Annotated in this window: 11 protein-coding genes and 4 pseudogenes; 3 read left to right on the top strand and 12 right to left on the bottom strand. The window is 39.4% G+C overall.

The window, feature by feature from the left end; genetic code table 11:
- Positions 1-9: 9 nt before the first annotated feature.
- Entirely contained in the window at positions 10-1,620 is a 1,611-nt protein-coding gene (locus ACIROD_RS01765; protein WP_402937383.1) for a xylulokinase, read from the bottom strand.
- A gap of 336 nt (positions 1,621-1,956) precedes the next feature.
- Between ACIROD_RS01765 and ACIROD_RS01770 the strand changes: the two genes are divergently transcribed.
- The gene (locus ACIROD_RS01770) at positions 1,957-3,045 is read left to right on the top strand and encodes a GntR family transcriptional regulator (RefSeq protein ID WP_402937385.1); all 1,089 of its coding nucleotides are present in this window, start codon (positions 1,957-1,959) and stop codon (positions 3,043-3,045) included.
- 14 nt (positions 3,046-3,059) lie between these two features.
- On the opposite strand, the pseudogene ACIROD_RS01775 reads toward ACIROD_RS01770, so the two are convergent.
- Positions 3,060-3,269 (bottom strand): annotated as a pseudogene (locus ACIROD_RS01775) (IS110 family RNA-guided transposase); the annotation flags it as partial.
- Between the two features lie 269 nt (positions 3,270-3,538).
- Here ACIROD_RS01775 and ACIROD_RS01780 point away from each other — a divergent pair.
- On the top strand, positions 3,539-3,724 hold the full coding sequence (locus ACIROD_RS01780) for an H-type small acid-soluble spore protein (protein WP_402937387.1): 186 nt from the start codon (positions 3,539-3,541) through the stop codon (positions 3,722-3,724).
- Between the two features lie 119 nt (positions 3,725-3,843).
- Here the strand turns inward: ACIROD_RS01780 and ACIROD_RS01785 are convergent, their stop codons facing one another.
- The gene (locus ACIROD_RS01785; protein ID WP_402937389.1) at positions 3,844-4,104 is read right to left on the bottom strand and encodes a hypothetical protein; all 261 of its coding nucleotides are present in this window, start codon (positions 4,102-4,104) and stop codon (positions 3,844-3,846) included.
- Positions 4,105-4,182: 78 nt separating this feature from the next.
- A complete protein-coding gene (locus ACIROD_RS01790; protein ID WP_101225146.1) occupies positions 4,183-4,626 on the bottom strand; it encodes an Lrp/AsnC family transcriptional regulator in 444 nt (147 codons plus the stop codon).
- A 119-nt stretch (positions 4,627-4,745) separates the two neighbouring features.
- Here ACIROD_RS01790 and ACIROD_RS01795 point away from each other — a divergent pair, with 119 nt between their 5' ends.
- The gene (locus tag ACIROD_RS01795) at positions 4,746-5,309 is read left to right on the top strand and encodes a cysteine hydrolase family protein (protein ID WP_402937392.1); all 564 of its coding nucleotides are present in this window, start codon (positions 4,746-4,748) and stop codon (positions 5,307-5,309) included.
- A gap of 225 nt (positions 5,310-5,534) precedes the next feature.
- On the opposite strand, the pseudogene ACIROD_RS01800 reads toward ACIROD_RS01795, so the two are convergent.
- The 8 genes and pseudogenes from ACIROD_RS01800 to ACIROD_RS01835 all read right to left on the bottom strand — a co-directional run.
- Positions 5,535-5,847 (bottom strand): annotated as a pseudogene (locus tag ACIROD_RS01800) (flotillin family protein); the annotation flags it as partial.
- A gap of 352 nt (positions 5,848-6,199) precedes the next feature.
- On the bottom strand, positions 6,200-7,738 hold the full coding sequence (locus ACIROD_RS01805; RefSeq protein ID WP_402940065.1) for a glycoside hydrolase family 32 protein: 1,539 nt from the start codon (positions 7,736-7,738) through the stop codon (positions 6,200-6,202).
- Between the two features lie 106 nt (positions 7,739-7,844).
- Positions 7,845-9,308: a glycoside hydrolase family 68 protein gene (locus tag ACIROD_RS01810; RefSeq protein ID WP_402937394.1), complete on the bottom strand. Its 1,464-nt coding sequence runs from the start codon at positions 9,306-9,308 to the stop codon at positions 7,845-7,847.
- Between the two features lie 140 nt (positions 9,309-9,448).
- Entirely contained in the window at positions 9,449-10,723 is a 1,275-nt protein-coding gene (locus tag ACIROD_RS01815; RefSeq protein ID WP_402937396.1) for an ABC transporter substrate-binding protein, read from the bottom strand.
- Positions 10,723-11,889 (bottom strand): response regulator, encoded by a 1,167-nt coding sequence (locus ACIROD_RS01820; protein WP_402937398.1) that lies wholly within the window; start codon positions 11,887-11,889, stop codon positions 10,723-10,725. The genes ACIROD_RS01815 and ACIROD_RS01820 overlap by 1 nt, the downstream gene beginning before the upstream one ends.
- Before the next feature lie 5 nt (positions 11,890-11,894).
- The gene (locus tag ACIROD_RS01825) at positions 11,895-13,697 is read right to left on the bottom strand and encodes a cache domain-containing sensor histidine kinase (RefSeq protein ID WP_402937400.1); all 1,803 of its coding nucleotides are present in this window, start codon (positions 13,695-13,697) and stop codon (positions 11,895-11,897) included.
- A 395-nt stretch (positions 13,698-14,092) separates the two neighbouring features.
- A pseudogene (locus ACIROD_RS01830) lies at positions 14,093-14,272 on the bottom strand (SPFH domain-containing protein); the annotation flags it as partial.
- A 624-nt stretch (positions 14,273-14,896) separates the two neighbouring features.
- A pseudogene (locus ACIROD_RS01835) lies at positions 14,897-15,249 on the bottom strand (VOC family protein).
- Positions 15,250-15,303 lie beyond the last annotated feature (54 nt).

The raw sequence follows: 15,303 nt of genomic DNA on the forward strand, positions 1-15,303 counted from the left end.
GTTTTCCACTCATAACATCAAATTGTCTACAGCGGCCTGCTCAATCACTAAACCCTTCCTGTATCTTTCAATAAATGCTTCAAATCCTTTAACATCTACTTGATCAGGATAAATTTCTTGTCCATCAACCTCTTCGAATACTTTTTTGTCGAGGAAGTCTTCTAAACTTTCTTTTTGATCTTTATTCATCATGTAAGATGCAAGAATCGCCATTCCCCACGCGCCGCCTTCTCCTGCTGTTGACATAACTGATACTGGAGTATTCATTGCAGCCGCAACAATTTTTTGTCCAACAAGAGGGGTTTTAAATAAACCACCGTGAGCCAAAATACGATCAATTGCAACATTTTCTTCTTTTGTCAAAATACCCATTCCGATTTTCAAAGCACCGAAAGCAGTAAAAAGGTGAGTCCGCATAAAGTTTGCTAAATTGAATTGACTCTCAGGCGAGCGAACAAATAATGGTCGCCCTTTTTCTAATCCTGTGATATTTTCACCTGAGAAATAACCGTAGCTAAGCAAACCGCCACCATCTGGATCCGCTTCCAAAGCTTTATTCAACATTACTTCAAATAATTTATTTATATCAACCTTTTGTCCCATTGCCTCAGAAAATTCACGGAACAATCCCAGCCAAGCATTCAGATCACTTGAACAGTTATTCGCGTGAACCATTCCAACGAGACTTCCGTTTGGTGTAGTTACCAGATCAATTTCTGGATAAACTTTTGAAAGTTCTTTCTCTAGTACAATCATCGCAAAAACGGAAGTTCCTACTGAGATGTTTCCGGTACGTTTCCTCACACTATTCGTAGCAACCATTCCTGTCCCCGCATCGCCTTCCGGTGGACAAATTGGAGTGCCTGGTTGTAAATTTCTTGATCTATCCAGGATTTTCGCTCCAATTTCAGTTAATTCACCCGCCTGCTCGCCCGAAATGTAGACTTTAGGAAGAATCTCTTTTAGCTTCCAAGGATAACCTTTCGTCGCAATTAAATCGTCAAACTGCTTGACCATTGATTCATTGTAATCTTGCGTTGATTCATCAATTGGGAACATGCCTGAAGCATCTCCAATGCCAATTGCTTTATTACCAGTCAATAACCAGTGAATGTAACCAGCCAAAGTCGTAATACAATCAATGCGAGGCAAATGTTTCTCTTCATTTAATATTGCTTGATAAAGGTGAGCAATACTCCATCGTTCAGGAATATTAAATTGAAATTGATCAGTTAGTTCTTTTGCTGCAACACCTGTTGTTGAGTTACGCCAAGTTCGAAACGGAACCAGTAGCTCCCCTGTACTGTCAAAAGCCATATACCCGTGCATCATTGCAGAAAATCCAATAGAACCTATTTTTCGAATGGTAATTCCGTAATTCCGTTCAACTTCTTGCTTCATTTCACTATAAGCTGTTTGAAGACCTGTGATAATATCCACTAAGTTGTACGTCCAAATTCCATCTTCCAATAGGTTCTCCCACTCATAACTTCCAGATGCGATAGTTTCATGTTGATTATCAATCAACACCGCTTTAATACGAGTGGATCCAAATTCGATTCCAAGTGAAGTTTCTCCCCCGGTAATCGCTTGTTTAATTTTTAATATATTCGTTTGCACGTTAATCCCCCTTCTGTCAGCGCTTTCAATAAAAGGAGGCGCTTAAATGTATTAACAACCATATTATATTTTTTGTACGTACATTTGTCAACGGTTTATATTATTTATACTTACAACTTTAAGACGAAATACTCCATCCTCACCTTAAAGTCATCAATTTGTAATAAGGAAGTTATACGACATGAAATCTAAGGGTAAATAGGGGGAATTTATAACTTTATACAAAAAATAAGATGATTTGTTTTAATTCATTCAAAATTATGTTAAAATATGTCCGCACAAATATTTTAAGCGCATAAATTAGAATGCAAACAACTATGAAAGAAGTGAGGTTTAATGAAACCAAAGTATCAGGTAATCATTGATGATTTAAAAAATAAAATCCTTACAGGTGAATATAGTGTAGGCGAACAAATTCCTACTGAATCCGTCATGCAAGAAATGTACAACGTTAGCCGACACACAGTACGAAAGTCCATTTTAGAATTATCAAACGAGGGATTCTTGAGAAGTGAAAAAGGATCTGGCACATATGTTAGTAACCAATATCAATCATCTGGTGGCAATTCCAAAAATAAAACGATCGGTGTTATCACGACCTACATTTCTGATTACATTTTCCCTTCTATTATCCGCGGAATTGAAAGAAGATTGAATGAAGATAATTATTCGTTACTATTAGCCAGTACAAATAATGATGTCGAACAAGAAAAAAAAGCCTTGGAAATGATGTTGTCATTTGGCGTGGATGGTTTGATCATTGAACCTACAAAAAGCAATCTATACAATCCCAACATCGCTTACTACCTATTGTTTAAGGAACAAGAGGTTCCATTCATCATGATCAACGCCTATTATGAAGAATTAGAGGTTCCTTTCTTTTGCCTGGATGATGTGCAGTCAAGCTACCTCGCAACAAAAGAACTGATTTCGAAAGGACACACCCAAATTGGAATCATTTCGAAAATGGATGATTTACAAGGAAAGTATCGAATGAAGGGATATATAAAAGCACTTGGAGAAGCCAAATTACGCTTTCAACCAGAGCAATTGCTTTCGTATACTACAGAAACGAAGCTAGACCTATACACAAACTTGAAAGAGTTCCTAAATGAAAATAGAGAGGTGTTGACTGCCATTGTTTGCTATAACGACGAGGTAGGGTTGGAAGTAGCAAATGTATGCAGACAACTTGATATTTCTATTCCCGAACAATTATCGATTATTGGCCAGGACAATTCTTATATTGCGAAAAATGCTAATATCAAACTAACGACATTGACACACCCACAAGAACAAATGGGACATGATGCAGCTGATTGGGTCATTAAGAAATTACAAGGAAAGAAGGATTTACCAAACGAAACCTATTATCAACCAGTGTTAATTGAAGGCGAAACTGTCAAAGAGTTAGAAATACAATAACCTTAGTGTGCGATGCCTATAGGCTCCACTCCCACAATGGCTGCCTCCATCCATTTTATTAAACCAGCAAATCCATCTTCATTATTTTCAATTGCTAATGGGTCTACGATTACAATTCCACGGGAATTCACTGCCCTAGCCACATGTAATTGTTGGGCAATATCCACCCCAATGGAAATTCTATCGTTTAGTTGATTTTGTTTATCTTGCATTTTAAACTTCATATTAGGCTTCCTCCTAGGGTTTTGGGTTAGTGTGATGTCTTACTCATATCTTACTGAGGAGCCCTATTTTTTTCAAAGCTGAAAAATAACGAACTTCAGGAATGCTAGCCTGTTCCATAAGAAAAAGGCTGCCTCAGCAACCTCCCTTTTTGAAGTATGCACCCCTATTAGTTCAGTAAGGGTGTATGGGTTCTTGGAAGTATTTTAATAAAACAAGTATCATCTAAGGAAATTGGAACAAATATTATAACTGTTCCAAACCAAATGAGGTGGCTAAACGAACAGAAGAAATTGCTTCTTCGCCAATTATGGCTAATGTAACCTACAATGAGAAAAGTATCTACATTGAGCACGTAGATGAACAAAATGGAACAGCTACAACAGCTACAATCCATTCCGTTGATTATCCAAATAAAAAACAGAGTGTTTCTGTAACCAGCTTAAAAGAACAGTAATTTGTCAATATTTCCTCAATACATTAATAAACTTCCACCTTGGTTTGGTGGTTTCATGTTGTTAGATTAAGTTCATTGACCATCTTCTTTAACAATCTTTCCCCTTGTTTAAGTCTACACTATATCTCTTTGCCACCTCTTTGCTGGCGGATTTCTGGTTTTACCCGCATTCCTCGACATTTTGTGAATAATATGATAGCAGATCCTGCTACTACGGTAACTAACGTAAACAATTCATGTTGGCCTGTCATCATCAAAACAGGAGCTAAACTAACAATTACGATATCAACCATTCCAACACCAACATAAGCAAGCGCATAATCAACTAGCGTTTTACTTTTCCCTTCTGGATCTACGATACGTAAAAAGACAATTCCCATAGCTACTGTTCCAGCACCCTACTTGGAACGATTCAAGACGATTGGGATACATTATCCTCCTAAGAATAAAAAAATATATTATATTGTGGCAGTCAACGGATTATGTTGCTTAATCTCTTGTATTGATAGATATATAGAATAGTTCCCATAATCGAGAATTTTATTAAGAAAAAGATTCAATAGTTCTTGAGAGTTAACTTTTATTTTTAAATGGTAACAGCCTTCTCCCGATACTCGGTGAGCTTCAACTATCTCATTTCTATCATTAATAAAACGTATAAATGAATCATGGTTTGCTGTTTTCATATAAATAATGACAAATGCTGTATAAGAAAGTCCTAATTTCATTTCATCGACTATTAGAGAATAGGCTTTAATTACACCATTTTCCTCAAGTTTTTTAATACGATTTCCTACTGCTTGTCCCGTCATATGAATTTGTTCACCTAAGTCTTTCCATTGAATACGTGAATTTTCGGATAATAACCGAAGGATCTGAAAATCAATGTTATCAAGTTCCATAATAAACTCCTTTCACCATGAAATGCATTGATATAAAAGTATTTCATCAAAGTATCGATAGATTTCAATATATCATTTATCATTATATTGTACTAAAATTTTTTAAAGAGGTGGAAAAAATGAGCACAGCTTTAATCATTGTCGATATTCAAAATGACTATTTTCCAAATGGAAAGATGGAATTAAGCAACCCTGAAAAAGCAGCGGCTAATGCTGCTAAAGTTCTTGAATGGTTTAGACAGAATAACAAAGATAATATTTTTCATGTCCAGCATGTCGCAAGTGATCCAGGGTTAGGCTTCTTTCTTCCGAATACGGAGGGAGTTAAACTAAATGAAGCTGTTCTACCATTAGAACACGAAAGCATTATCATAAAACATTTCCCTAACAGTTTTTTACAGACTGAATTAGAAAGCAGATTAAAAGATAAAGGAGTAACAAAGCTAGTGATTGTAGGTATGATGACGCATATGTGTATTGATGCCACAGTCAGAGCTGCAGTGGAACTAGGCTTTGAAACTACACTTATTGAAGATGCATGTGCGACAAGAGACTTATCTTATCAAGATAAGGTCGTTCCAGCTGAACAGGTTCATTATTCGTTTGTCAGTGCACTTAACGGTATGTATGCCAATGTAATTTCGACCGAGGATTTCCTGCAAAAAAAACTAACACAACCTTGAAGCACCAATAATCTTTTATAAGTGGGAGTTTGTTTTAAAAACAAGCTCCCTTTTTTACTGATGTTGTACTTGTTATCCAAGTTATATCATGATGAATTACATGAAAACCGAGTTTTTCGTACATATTTGTTAGATATACTGATCATGCCTTTTATAAGCCAAACTATTCAAAAAAAGGTAAGAGCAAATATGTGCTCTTACCTTTCTTCACTTTATTATTCACTGTTATTCTTCCTTGCCTGCTCCCATATTCATATTCGCTTCGACATTCTCCTGGTTGATTGTGGTAAACGGTAAATTTTGCTTTCCTGAGAAATTCTCAAGCAGGTCTTTGACATAAAATTCCCGAGGATGCCTTTAATGACTCCTGCAATGATGCCATTAAATCCGTAGCATATCCAATCACTTTCGCGTCACCTGTATCCACTACAGTGATCTTGTCGATATTACTAAGCGGGCTTGCGACTTGTTTTGCATACTCCGGCATTTTCAAATTCATGTATATTACGGCCGCTTGCCCAAACTGTTCAAAAGCCTCTTTCTCTATTACATTCTTTTTGTTCCTAAATATCTTACTTCCAATAACTATCCACAGAGGAAATGCTTACACCATTTGATGAGGAGCTGTGTAGGAATTGATTACTCCTATATTAATACCAGCATGTGAGGCACCAGGTTTATAGGATGATTCAAGATGAACTGGACTCATAAAAACACTAGAATTTTATTCGAAACAAATAAAGAGTTTTTTTGTGGATCAATAATCAGTATCGTATAAACTAATGGTAGGTACTTTACCTATTCGGAAAATGTAGATTCTGAATAAAAGAGTCATTTCTTATAAAAGAATGTATGTGTAATCATATGAAAGGTATCTGCCAAGATGAGGTTCAATTAATCGAATCAAAATGTGTAACCTTCACATTCTTAAAGATCGCTTTGCCGCCCTCGGAGAAGAGAGTAATTCCTTTATCTTCAGCATGAGGGAATATTAAGTTTGAATAAGCAGCCTTTCCATCATCCACAAAAACTTCAATACTCGTTTTATCGACGAGAATCTTTAAATGAACCTTCTTCTTACTGACATCAAATGGTGCAGTACTTTCAACGAACTGATTGGTTTCGTCAGGTTGTTCTGTGAATAATCGATTGACATAAGAGTAATTTCCTTCTGCAGAAATGCCTACGTCAACGTGGCGTTTTTGATCATCTGACTCCCTGAGCCTAAATCCTGCATTCTTAAAATCCGACCATGAGAGATCTGCCTCTATTTGATAGGCATCTCCTTTAACATCAAGTGTTTCCGAGCCATCCACTTCGATTTTATCAAAAGAATTCGTTGAGCTTGTCAATTCTTTTAATGCTTCTGAAGGCTGTGAAGAAAGATAATACTTGTTCTCGCCTTCACGCTTTAGTTCAATTTGACGGACAATCGAATCCATTCCGTTAAACCCTTCTTTTAATGTCGGCGTATTGTCGGCGTAGGCCCAGTTATTCATCCAAGCGAGGGCATAGCGTTTGTCTAATTTGTCACTGGCCTTGCCATCTTCAAACGTTACTCCGCCATACCAATCGAAACCGTAGTCTAGCCATTGCGGTTCATTGTTAACTGAAAGAAATTCTGTTCCATTAAACGTTCCTGTCCAGTATGCATAGGTGTTGGGTTTCCCTGCTGCTTTTCCGTTTGCACTGACGCCCAACACCCACTTTACTGTCCCGTCATCAGCGCGGATCTGGTAAAGGTCAGGGCACTCTAAAACTCCAATGTTCTTAGTGGAAAAACTGCTCGTATAGCGCCAATCTTTCAGGTTATCAGACTCATAAAATCCTATTTTCGATCCTTCGGCCATGGTCATGACCCATTTTTGATTCGTGTTATCCCAGATGATTTTTGGATCTCTAAAATCCTTCGTTCCTGGATTTTTCATAATAGGCTCGTCACTGTAAGAGGTAAACGTCTTTCCTTTGTCCGTACTGTACCATAGAAATTGTTCTTGTTTCTGGCCATCCTTAGAGGGTTGTGTTGCGATCGCCACAAAAGCGTCTTTCCCGAACCCAGCTGTATTTTCCTTGTCTACAACGACTGACCCTGTCCATGGATCCCCATTTTGATTTGTATATTTTGGAATGGCAATTCCTTCATCCTTCCAGTGAATCAAATCTTTAGAGGTAACATGTCGCCATTCTGTACCATTGCCATCCGGGTAATCTCCATTATAGAGGTAAAAATAATGATAATTTCCTTCATAGTAAACGGGCTTCTGTGGATCGTTTTTCCAATGATCAGCAGAAGTAAAATGATAGGCAGCCCGATATGAGTGCTTTTCTACCTTATTTGGCGGATTAGCTTCTTTTGTTTTATAAAATGAATGAATCAAAATTCCTGTACTAATAACCATCCATAATCCAAGAACGAATAATCCAACCATCTTATATTTCTTTTTGTTCACTTAAACTCACCACTTTTTTTCTTTTAAAATAGAAAAAAGAAAATGCCAAGTTTTCCTGACATTTTCTTTTTCTTTTCACTGGTAACTACTTAACCGTAATCTGGCCTTGTTCAAGAATACTGTCTTTTACTACCGATGTTTTATTCCCTTTAATGTTAAGCTGGAAGCTTGGGGCAAAGGTAGATTTATTGTCTTCAAAATAACCTCTGTTTGTCATGTAGCTAGTCACTACAACATTATCACTGCCTGCCTGCGGGATTGCATAGTGTGCATAATTCCAAGTGATGTCATATGGATTTAGATCCTGATGCAGGACGATGCCCGTTTTATTTAATGGTTTATATGGGCCAGTTAAGGAATTTGACGTGTAACCTAACATGTAAATATCTTGATTATCGATTCCATCAATGGTCATTTTTGACCCTCTTGAACTTGTGAATAAATACCACTTGCCGTCCTTTTTAAAGATGTTTGGACGTTCGATTTCATCTGTGACCGTATTTGAAACAATCAATGGCTTCATTTCTTTTTTCAATGTATAATCGTCGTTTACTTCAATAATTCCAATTGCACCGTTTGCAAGTTCAGCTAACTCTTTTTTAGGGCTTTGCATAAGTTTGTTTTTTTCACTCTGGAAGAATTTATTGCTGTTGCCATAATAAGCTCTATTGTATAGCGATTCTTCGCCTTGGTAGCCATATTCTGTACCCGTATTTGCTTCAAATACAAGGTATTTGCGGCCGTTGTCTTCTACATAGTGAGGGTCTCTGAAGGTATGATTATCAGCGGAATTTCCGTCCTCTACAAATTTATCTACAGTTTGATAGTACTTGCTGTCTTTGCCTTCATAGATGGATTTGTAATCCTCAACACCATCCACTTTTAATGTTTCAGAATCTGGCTCTGAAACATTTACTTGAGCGGTTGTTAACGTTTGTTTCCCATAATTTCCTGACTCAGGTATATACGGTTCACGGTTTGTATAGAATAAGCGAACTTCCCCGTCCTCAGTGAAGGTTGCAGAACCTGACCACTCTTCTGCTTGCTCTTTTAGGTAAGGATCATTTGGAACGTTTTTATCATTGTCATCAAATACTCTTCCAGCATTCTTCCAAGCATCAAGGGAGTCGTCGCCCACTTTTTTGTAGAATATGTAGATGAACGTATCACTCGCGTTTTTAGGATCGCCTGCTAATCCAAAAACGATATGATATCCTTTGTACTCTGCAACAGTTCCATCAGCGTTTTGCAATGGCCATGTATCCCACACATCTAAATCAATGGTTTCGCCTGATTCTGTTACTTTTTTGGCAGAAGGGATGTTTTTAATTGTGGATTCGTCAAACTTAGGAACGGCATATCTAGTATCACCGTGCTGATTAATCATCTCTTTCATAGCTGATCGAGTGATTTGTGAAGTATCGTACGTTTCTTTGTAATCTGCCGGATCCTTTGGAGCTGCAAATGATTGGGTAACAGTACCGCCTAATAGAATGCCAGTACTGAGTATTCCTGCTGTTGCCTGTTTGGCAAGCCTGCTAAAGTTCATAAGTTCTTCCTCCTCGTTGTTTGCTAGTACAGTAGAATTATAGGCGATTCCTGAAAAGAGAGGTATGCCACATATTGATTGAAATTTAGTCGTATATTGATATCGCAATTGTGGAAGGCAAAAAAAGCCCCGGCAAGAGGCTATTCCTTCGAAAACCTCTCCCAGGACTTCTGATATTCATTGAGCAGCTGATTGCGGTTCAGCTGTTTCCCGACATAGAGCTGAGTCGCGGCTCCGAATTCTTCTCTAATTCCAACAGGGAAGTGAAACCAGTTAGATGGGATGGTGTTCCCATCTTTGTAATTTCGAAGAGTTTCTTCTGCGAGCGGCCCTATATCATCAGTTTTAATGTTCTTAAACGCAGGAATGAATTTGAATTCTTCCGTCATGAAGCGTTTTCCTTGTTCTGACAACACCATCCAATTTAAAAACTTCTTGGCTTCTTTTTTCTTTTCAGGAATGGACTGTTTATTTACGGCCCAATAATTTGGAACGCTGACGACAAGGGCTTCCTTTAAAGGTCGGTCATTAATCGGAATCGGCATAAAACCGATGTTCATGTCAGGCGAAGCTTGATCGATCATCGGCTGAATCCAGTTGCCTTGCTGAATGATGGCTGCTTTTTCGGAGGTAAACAGATTCACTTCCATTGTATAGTCCGTTGACAGTGGATTATCGTTTCCGTACTTTATGGTGAGATCCAGCAGGGCAAGGAGATCCTTAAATGTTTGATTGGTACTGATTTTTTCCGTTCCGTTATTTAAATTTCTTATAAAAGCATCAGTATCCTTTTGCTGGGCAAAAGCAACATTCATCAGATGGTCGCCCAATTTCCAGTCTTCATAGTAGCCTGTTGCAAAGGGAGTAATGCCTGCATTCTGCAGCTTTTCGGTAGCTGCTGTCAGTTCAGAAAGAGTGGCGGGCTGTTCAGTAATGCCTGCTTGTTTAAATAGATCCTTATTATAGATAAAGCCATACCCTTCAAGGTTAACCGGCATTCCGTAAATTTTCCCGTCCAATGTGACCGGCGTCAGTGCTTCTTTGTATGCTTGATTAATCCAGGGCTCCCCTGAGAGATCCTCCAGATAGTTCCGCCACAGCTTGGCATTTTCATAGCCGCTGTTGGTAAAGATATCCGGACCAGTGCCGGTCGCCATTTCGGCTTTTAGGTCGGCGAGGTCATCCATTGCGCCTCCAACTGTATGTACCCTGATATTGACGTGGGGATTTTCCCGTTCATAAGCACGCGTCATTTCTTCAAATTGAGTGGAGATTTCCACTTTCGGATTCCTTAAATCCAGCGTGATTTTCCGCTCTGTCTTTTCCGTTTTTTCTGGTGGGGCTTCGTCCTGACATGCAGAAAGAGGCAGGCTGACGGCTCCGATTAACAAAAGGGATAAAAACCTGTTTTTCATCATGTCACCCCTTTAGATTCATGTTGATCGTTCTTGTTCCTGAACTCAAAAGGCGTCATGCCGACGACCTTTTTAAATAGCTTTGAAAAGTAGATTTCATCTTGATAGCCAAGCATGGTCGAGATGGAGTAAATGCTTTTGTCTTTTTCTTTCAGCCACGATTTTGCCTGGCTGATTCTAAGCTCCGTGATGTATTTGGACAGGGTCATCCCGGTTTCTTGCTTATACTTTCTTGAGATATGCTCACGACTTAAAAAGAAGACATTCGACAGCTTTTCAAGACTCAAATCCTCCATATAATACATGTCAACATAGGAAACCATGTCTTCCATGCGGCGGGCGGCATCTATTTCATCCAGACGGTGGATGGATCGGAAGTTTTGTTCCTCGAGCTTTTTCTGCAGAGCCTGAAACGATGTCCTGATATCCGATAAAGTTTTGACCTGCTCTTCAGTTACAAGCCTTACAGGAATATCGAACTCCTGGCTGATCCATTCCTCAACGGAGAGCCATTGATCGCGAATGGTGATAACAAGGCAGAGGTTAAGGTCCGTCTGCAGGGAAAACGCATTTCCTAATTTGCGGTCCGTAAGCTCATCTGAAAGCTTTTGGATATAGTGATCCGGATTGTGCATCTGGTAAAAGGAGAGCAGGGTCAGCTTATAGCCCTCCGATTCAGGAAGAAACTCGGCAAGGCTGATTGGATCTGAACGGTCCCCCAGACATATCGCAGTGGCTAACTGGTTTCTCCGCAGTTTTTTCACATCTTCCAGCACTTCAGCATGTTCAAAGTCATCCTTCCAGGCCTGTACCGATTTTTCCAGTGTATGATTGAAAGCCTCATACTCAATCGGCTTCAGCAGGTAATCAAAGCTGCTGTGCTGAATGGCTTTACGCATATAGGAATAATCGTTATATCCAGTAATGAAAATAACTTTCCCTGGATAGGAAATGGAATCCAGCCACTCAATCAGTTCGATTCCGCCCATACCGGGCATTTTCACGTCTGTAAAGATAATCTCCGGGCGTTCTTCCTCAATCAGTGATTTTGCCTCATGGCCATTTTTGGCTTCCAATAGCTTGGTGAAACCGTAAGTTTCCCACTGGCCTAAATGGCGTATGACGTCCCGCACATTGAATTCATCATCGACAATCAGTGCTTTCACCGTATTCATCTCCTTTCCTGAAGTAAGTCTTTATCATTCCCAAGGGCGGTCTTTATCGGGATCCTCATACTGACGGAAACCCCCTCTCCGTCATTCGAATCTACTTTCATTTCTGCACTTGGTCCATACCCTAGAAGCAGCCTGTCACGAATATTCTTCAGGCCTATATGTTCATGCGAATAAGTCCCTTCGTAAGGGGGTGTATAGATATGTTCCCGTAGACTCTGAAGCTCTTCTTCCGTCAGACCCGGACCATCATTCTCTACAGTAAAGCACAGATCGTTTCCTTGTTTTTCCCCGTTAATGGACAAATGAGCGTTGCTGTAACCTTCCTCATACGTGTGTTTAAAGAAATTCTCTGCTAGGGGCTGCAGAATCATACTTGGAATAGTCATGTCCAAAATGGACTCATCGATATTGATCGAGTAACTTACATTTTCACCAAAACGCTCTGTTTGAAGGGAGAGGTACGCTTTTGTATACTCAGCTTCATCCCGAACCCGTACCCATTGATCTGCCTGCATTGAGTAGCGCATCATTTTGGACAGCGAAGTCAGCAATTGATAGACCTTTGGTGCATTCGACCTGAGGGCAACAGCACCGATGGATTGTAAAGCGTTAAACAGAAAATGAGGATTGACCTGTGATTTTAGCGCCCTGAACTGGTTCTTCCTGTTTTCAATTTCAAGCTTATATTCACGGTCAATGTGGGAATTGATCCGGTTCATCATGTCCTTCATGTGTGACTCCAAATGGCCAATTTCATCGCTTTTGGTATCATCAAAAGGGACATTCATATTTCCGCCTTCAATGGAGCGGACTTTGCTGCTCAGCCTCGTAATGGGACGGGTAATCCTATTTGAGATAATGCCTATCATCAGCAAACCCAGTATTCCTACGCCGATGCCGACCAGGATATTGGTATAGGCGGTTTTCCTGACATCTTCATATAAAGCCTGACTCGACATGATCTTAATCAATTTCCAGCCGTTCAGTGACCCTGATAACTCCTTTGATAAGAGAATATCGTCATCATGCCGGCTTCTATTCCCGTCAAGAAGTTGCTTTTGATCGGTAGGAAGAGGTTTTCCAATCAGGGCATGATCATTTGCATACATGACGCGATCTTTTGAATCAATAAGCAAAACAGAAGAAGCGTCTCCCTGGACAAGGTTATTGCAAATGCGGGCATACTCGCCCAAATCAATGTCGATTGTAATCATCCCAAGAAACTTTTTAGAAAGAACGTCTATAATCTTGTGGTGAAAAGTCATCACCATCGTTTTGTCCGATTTTGGAACAATGGCTGCATTATTGTAATTCTCAAGAGGGTGGGGCGGCTCAATCAAATATTGTGAGTCAGATGTATACAGCTGTTTGATCGGGTCCTGGTTCAGAAAATTCGGCTGATACCTGTGTGTGCTGATCATTGCATTATAGACAGTAAATGACTCATTGTTTTTAGCAATATAGAAACGGATCTGCCGGAATTCGTTTCTCATTAGATAAAAGGTTTCGAGACTCTTTTCCGTGGTCATGGGGCTGAAATAAATGGAGTCTTCGAAGCCGTTATTAAAAATCCGAAACAGATCAGGGTTGCGGTACAGAATATATGGAAAATCAATCATGTCGTCAAAATACTGCTCCAGTTCATCCGCATTCTTCTGAAGCTGCTCCCGACTGTTTTCAAGTTCATGCTGCTCCACACTGTTTTTTGTATAAGTGTAGATGAAAAAAACGGACAGGAAATAGGGCAGAACGATGAAAAACAGCAGCATGATCAATAAACGGCTTTGTATGCTTTTCACAGGAGGCACCCCCTTTCGCAGAAGGCTCTTTTTTTGTCTGATCTTATCTTCTCACTTTAGCATCCTAAAACTATATCAAATGAAAAAACCAAGTCAATCATGCTTAAGTAGGATTCGTGTAAGGGCATGTATCCTTATATTTTGCAGTTCGGGCTTTTATTATGTTCCAATCTGCCCTGCCCCAGAGATTTGAAGATGATAAGGCAAACAAAAAAGCTGAAGACATCTTCAGCTTTTACAAAAATTATGCTTTTTCTCCTACTTCTTCATCAACAAATACATAAAATAAGGAGCCCCTATTAAACGATCATAATTCCCGCAGGTATGCCTTCGGGTTCAAGGATGTTTCTTTCGATGGTATCTGCCAGAAGCAGCAGCCAGGCGCGGATCAGAATCGCTACCTTGATTCGCGTTTCTTTCTCTGCCTCGGCGGTCGCTATATCGGCATCCCTCTTCACCTGGGTAATCCTTGGCATTCCGAGCGATTCAAGATATCCATTTTTATCCCGAACATCTTTAATCGTGAACGATACGATGATGAGTCCCATTTTAGCTAGATCCTGCGAGGCTATCCGGAAACAATTTGAACATTATGTAAGATATAAAAAAGAACCACTAAAGAGATCTTAAATTATATTTTTAGTTGTTTAATTTTAAAAAAGTAATTATGCAAAATAATACGTCTAATTCTATTCACTGTAATTTTTTGCATATACTAATAATTAATTACGTCTAATCTGAGTCCGAAAAACGCTCCCGTAGAATTCTCCACAAACCTTGCTGCTAATTTAAATCATTTCAGGAATGCTATTCTGCATAAAGAAAGAGCTGCCTTAAAGACAGCTCCGATTTTAGCCTGTTAGTTCTATAAGAAAAGCGAACCTTATTCAAGAATCGCGCCCGAGAACGAATATAAAAACTTGGTGGGCAGGTTTTCCCAAATTAATACATGTCTACTTCTATGGGCGCAATGCACTGTCACTTTTTATTAATAAAGAAAGTTTCATCTCCATTTGGTGGTTAGAAGTTTCTCTTGTCTCCATTCTGGAAATTTGGGTGATTATCGTGGAATTTCTAAAAGAAGTGTGAAAGGGATTGTTTCCAGGCAATCTCATATCTCTTTCTCAGCAAAGAAAACCACCCCGCGTAGGAAACAAAAGGGTGGTTCCCGATCAATCTTTATTCACCAAACATGGATCCTATTTTGCATTCTCATCAGCTTGATGAATTCCGAATATATTCCCTTCGGTATCAATATAGTATCCTTGCCACGCCATTCCAGGCAGTGCATATTTGGGCAATGCGACCTTGCCGCCAATCTCAAGAATTTTGGCTTCCGCTTCGTAATAATTATCGACACCCATTGTACAAGCATCTCCATTAAGAGCTTGGCCAGCTTCCGGCGGAGGACTTTGACGCTGCATCAAAGCACCATTTCCCAGGTTCATTCTCATCGCCAGTCACGCTCCCAAGTAAGGCATTCCTGCGAAATCACTCCAATCTTGAAATGACCATCCAAATACCTCACCTTAAAATTCTTTGCCCGTTCCATGTCATCCACAAGAATTTCGAGGTGAACTAATTTTCCCTTGATTACCTCCTAGTT

Source organism: Peribacillus sp. NPDC101481 (assembly GCF_044767165.1).
Taxonomy (GTDB): Bacteria; Bacillota; Bacilli; order Bacillales; family DSM-1321; genus Peribacillus.

Excerpts from the sequence above, each read along its gene's own strand:
- ACIROD_RS01805 (WP_402940065.1), bottom strand. The coding sequence starts at position 7,738 with ATGGTTGGATTATTCGTTCTTGGATTATGGATGGTTATTAGTACAGGA.
- ACIROD_RS01770 (WP_402937385.1), top strand. The coding sequence starts at position 1,957 with ATGAAACCAAAGTATCAGGTAATCATTGATGATTTAAAAAATAAAATC.
- ACIROD_RS01785 (WP_402937389.1), bottom strand. The coding sequence starts at position 4,104 with ATGGGAATTGTCTTTTTACGTATCGTAGATCCAGAAGGGAAAAGTAAA.
- ACIROD_RS01790 (WP_101225146.1), bottom strand. The coding sequence starts at position 4,626 with ATGGAACTTGATAACATTGATTTTCAGATCCTTCGGTTATTATCCGAA.
- ACIROD_RS01795 (WP_402937392.1), top strand. The coding sequence starts at position 4,746 with ATGAGCACAGCTTTAATCATTGTCGATATTCAAAATGACTATTTTCCA.
- ACIROD_RS01815 (WP_402937396.1), bottom strand. The coding sequence starts at position 10,723 with ATGAAAAACAGGTTTTTATCCCTTTTGTTAATCGGAGCCGTCAGCCTG.
- ACIROD_RS01810 (WP_402937394.1), bottom strand. The coding sequence starts at position 9,308 with ATGAACTTTAGCAGGCTTGCCAAACAGGCAACAGCAGGAATACTCAGT.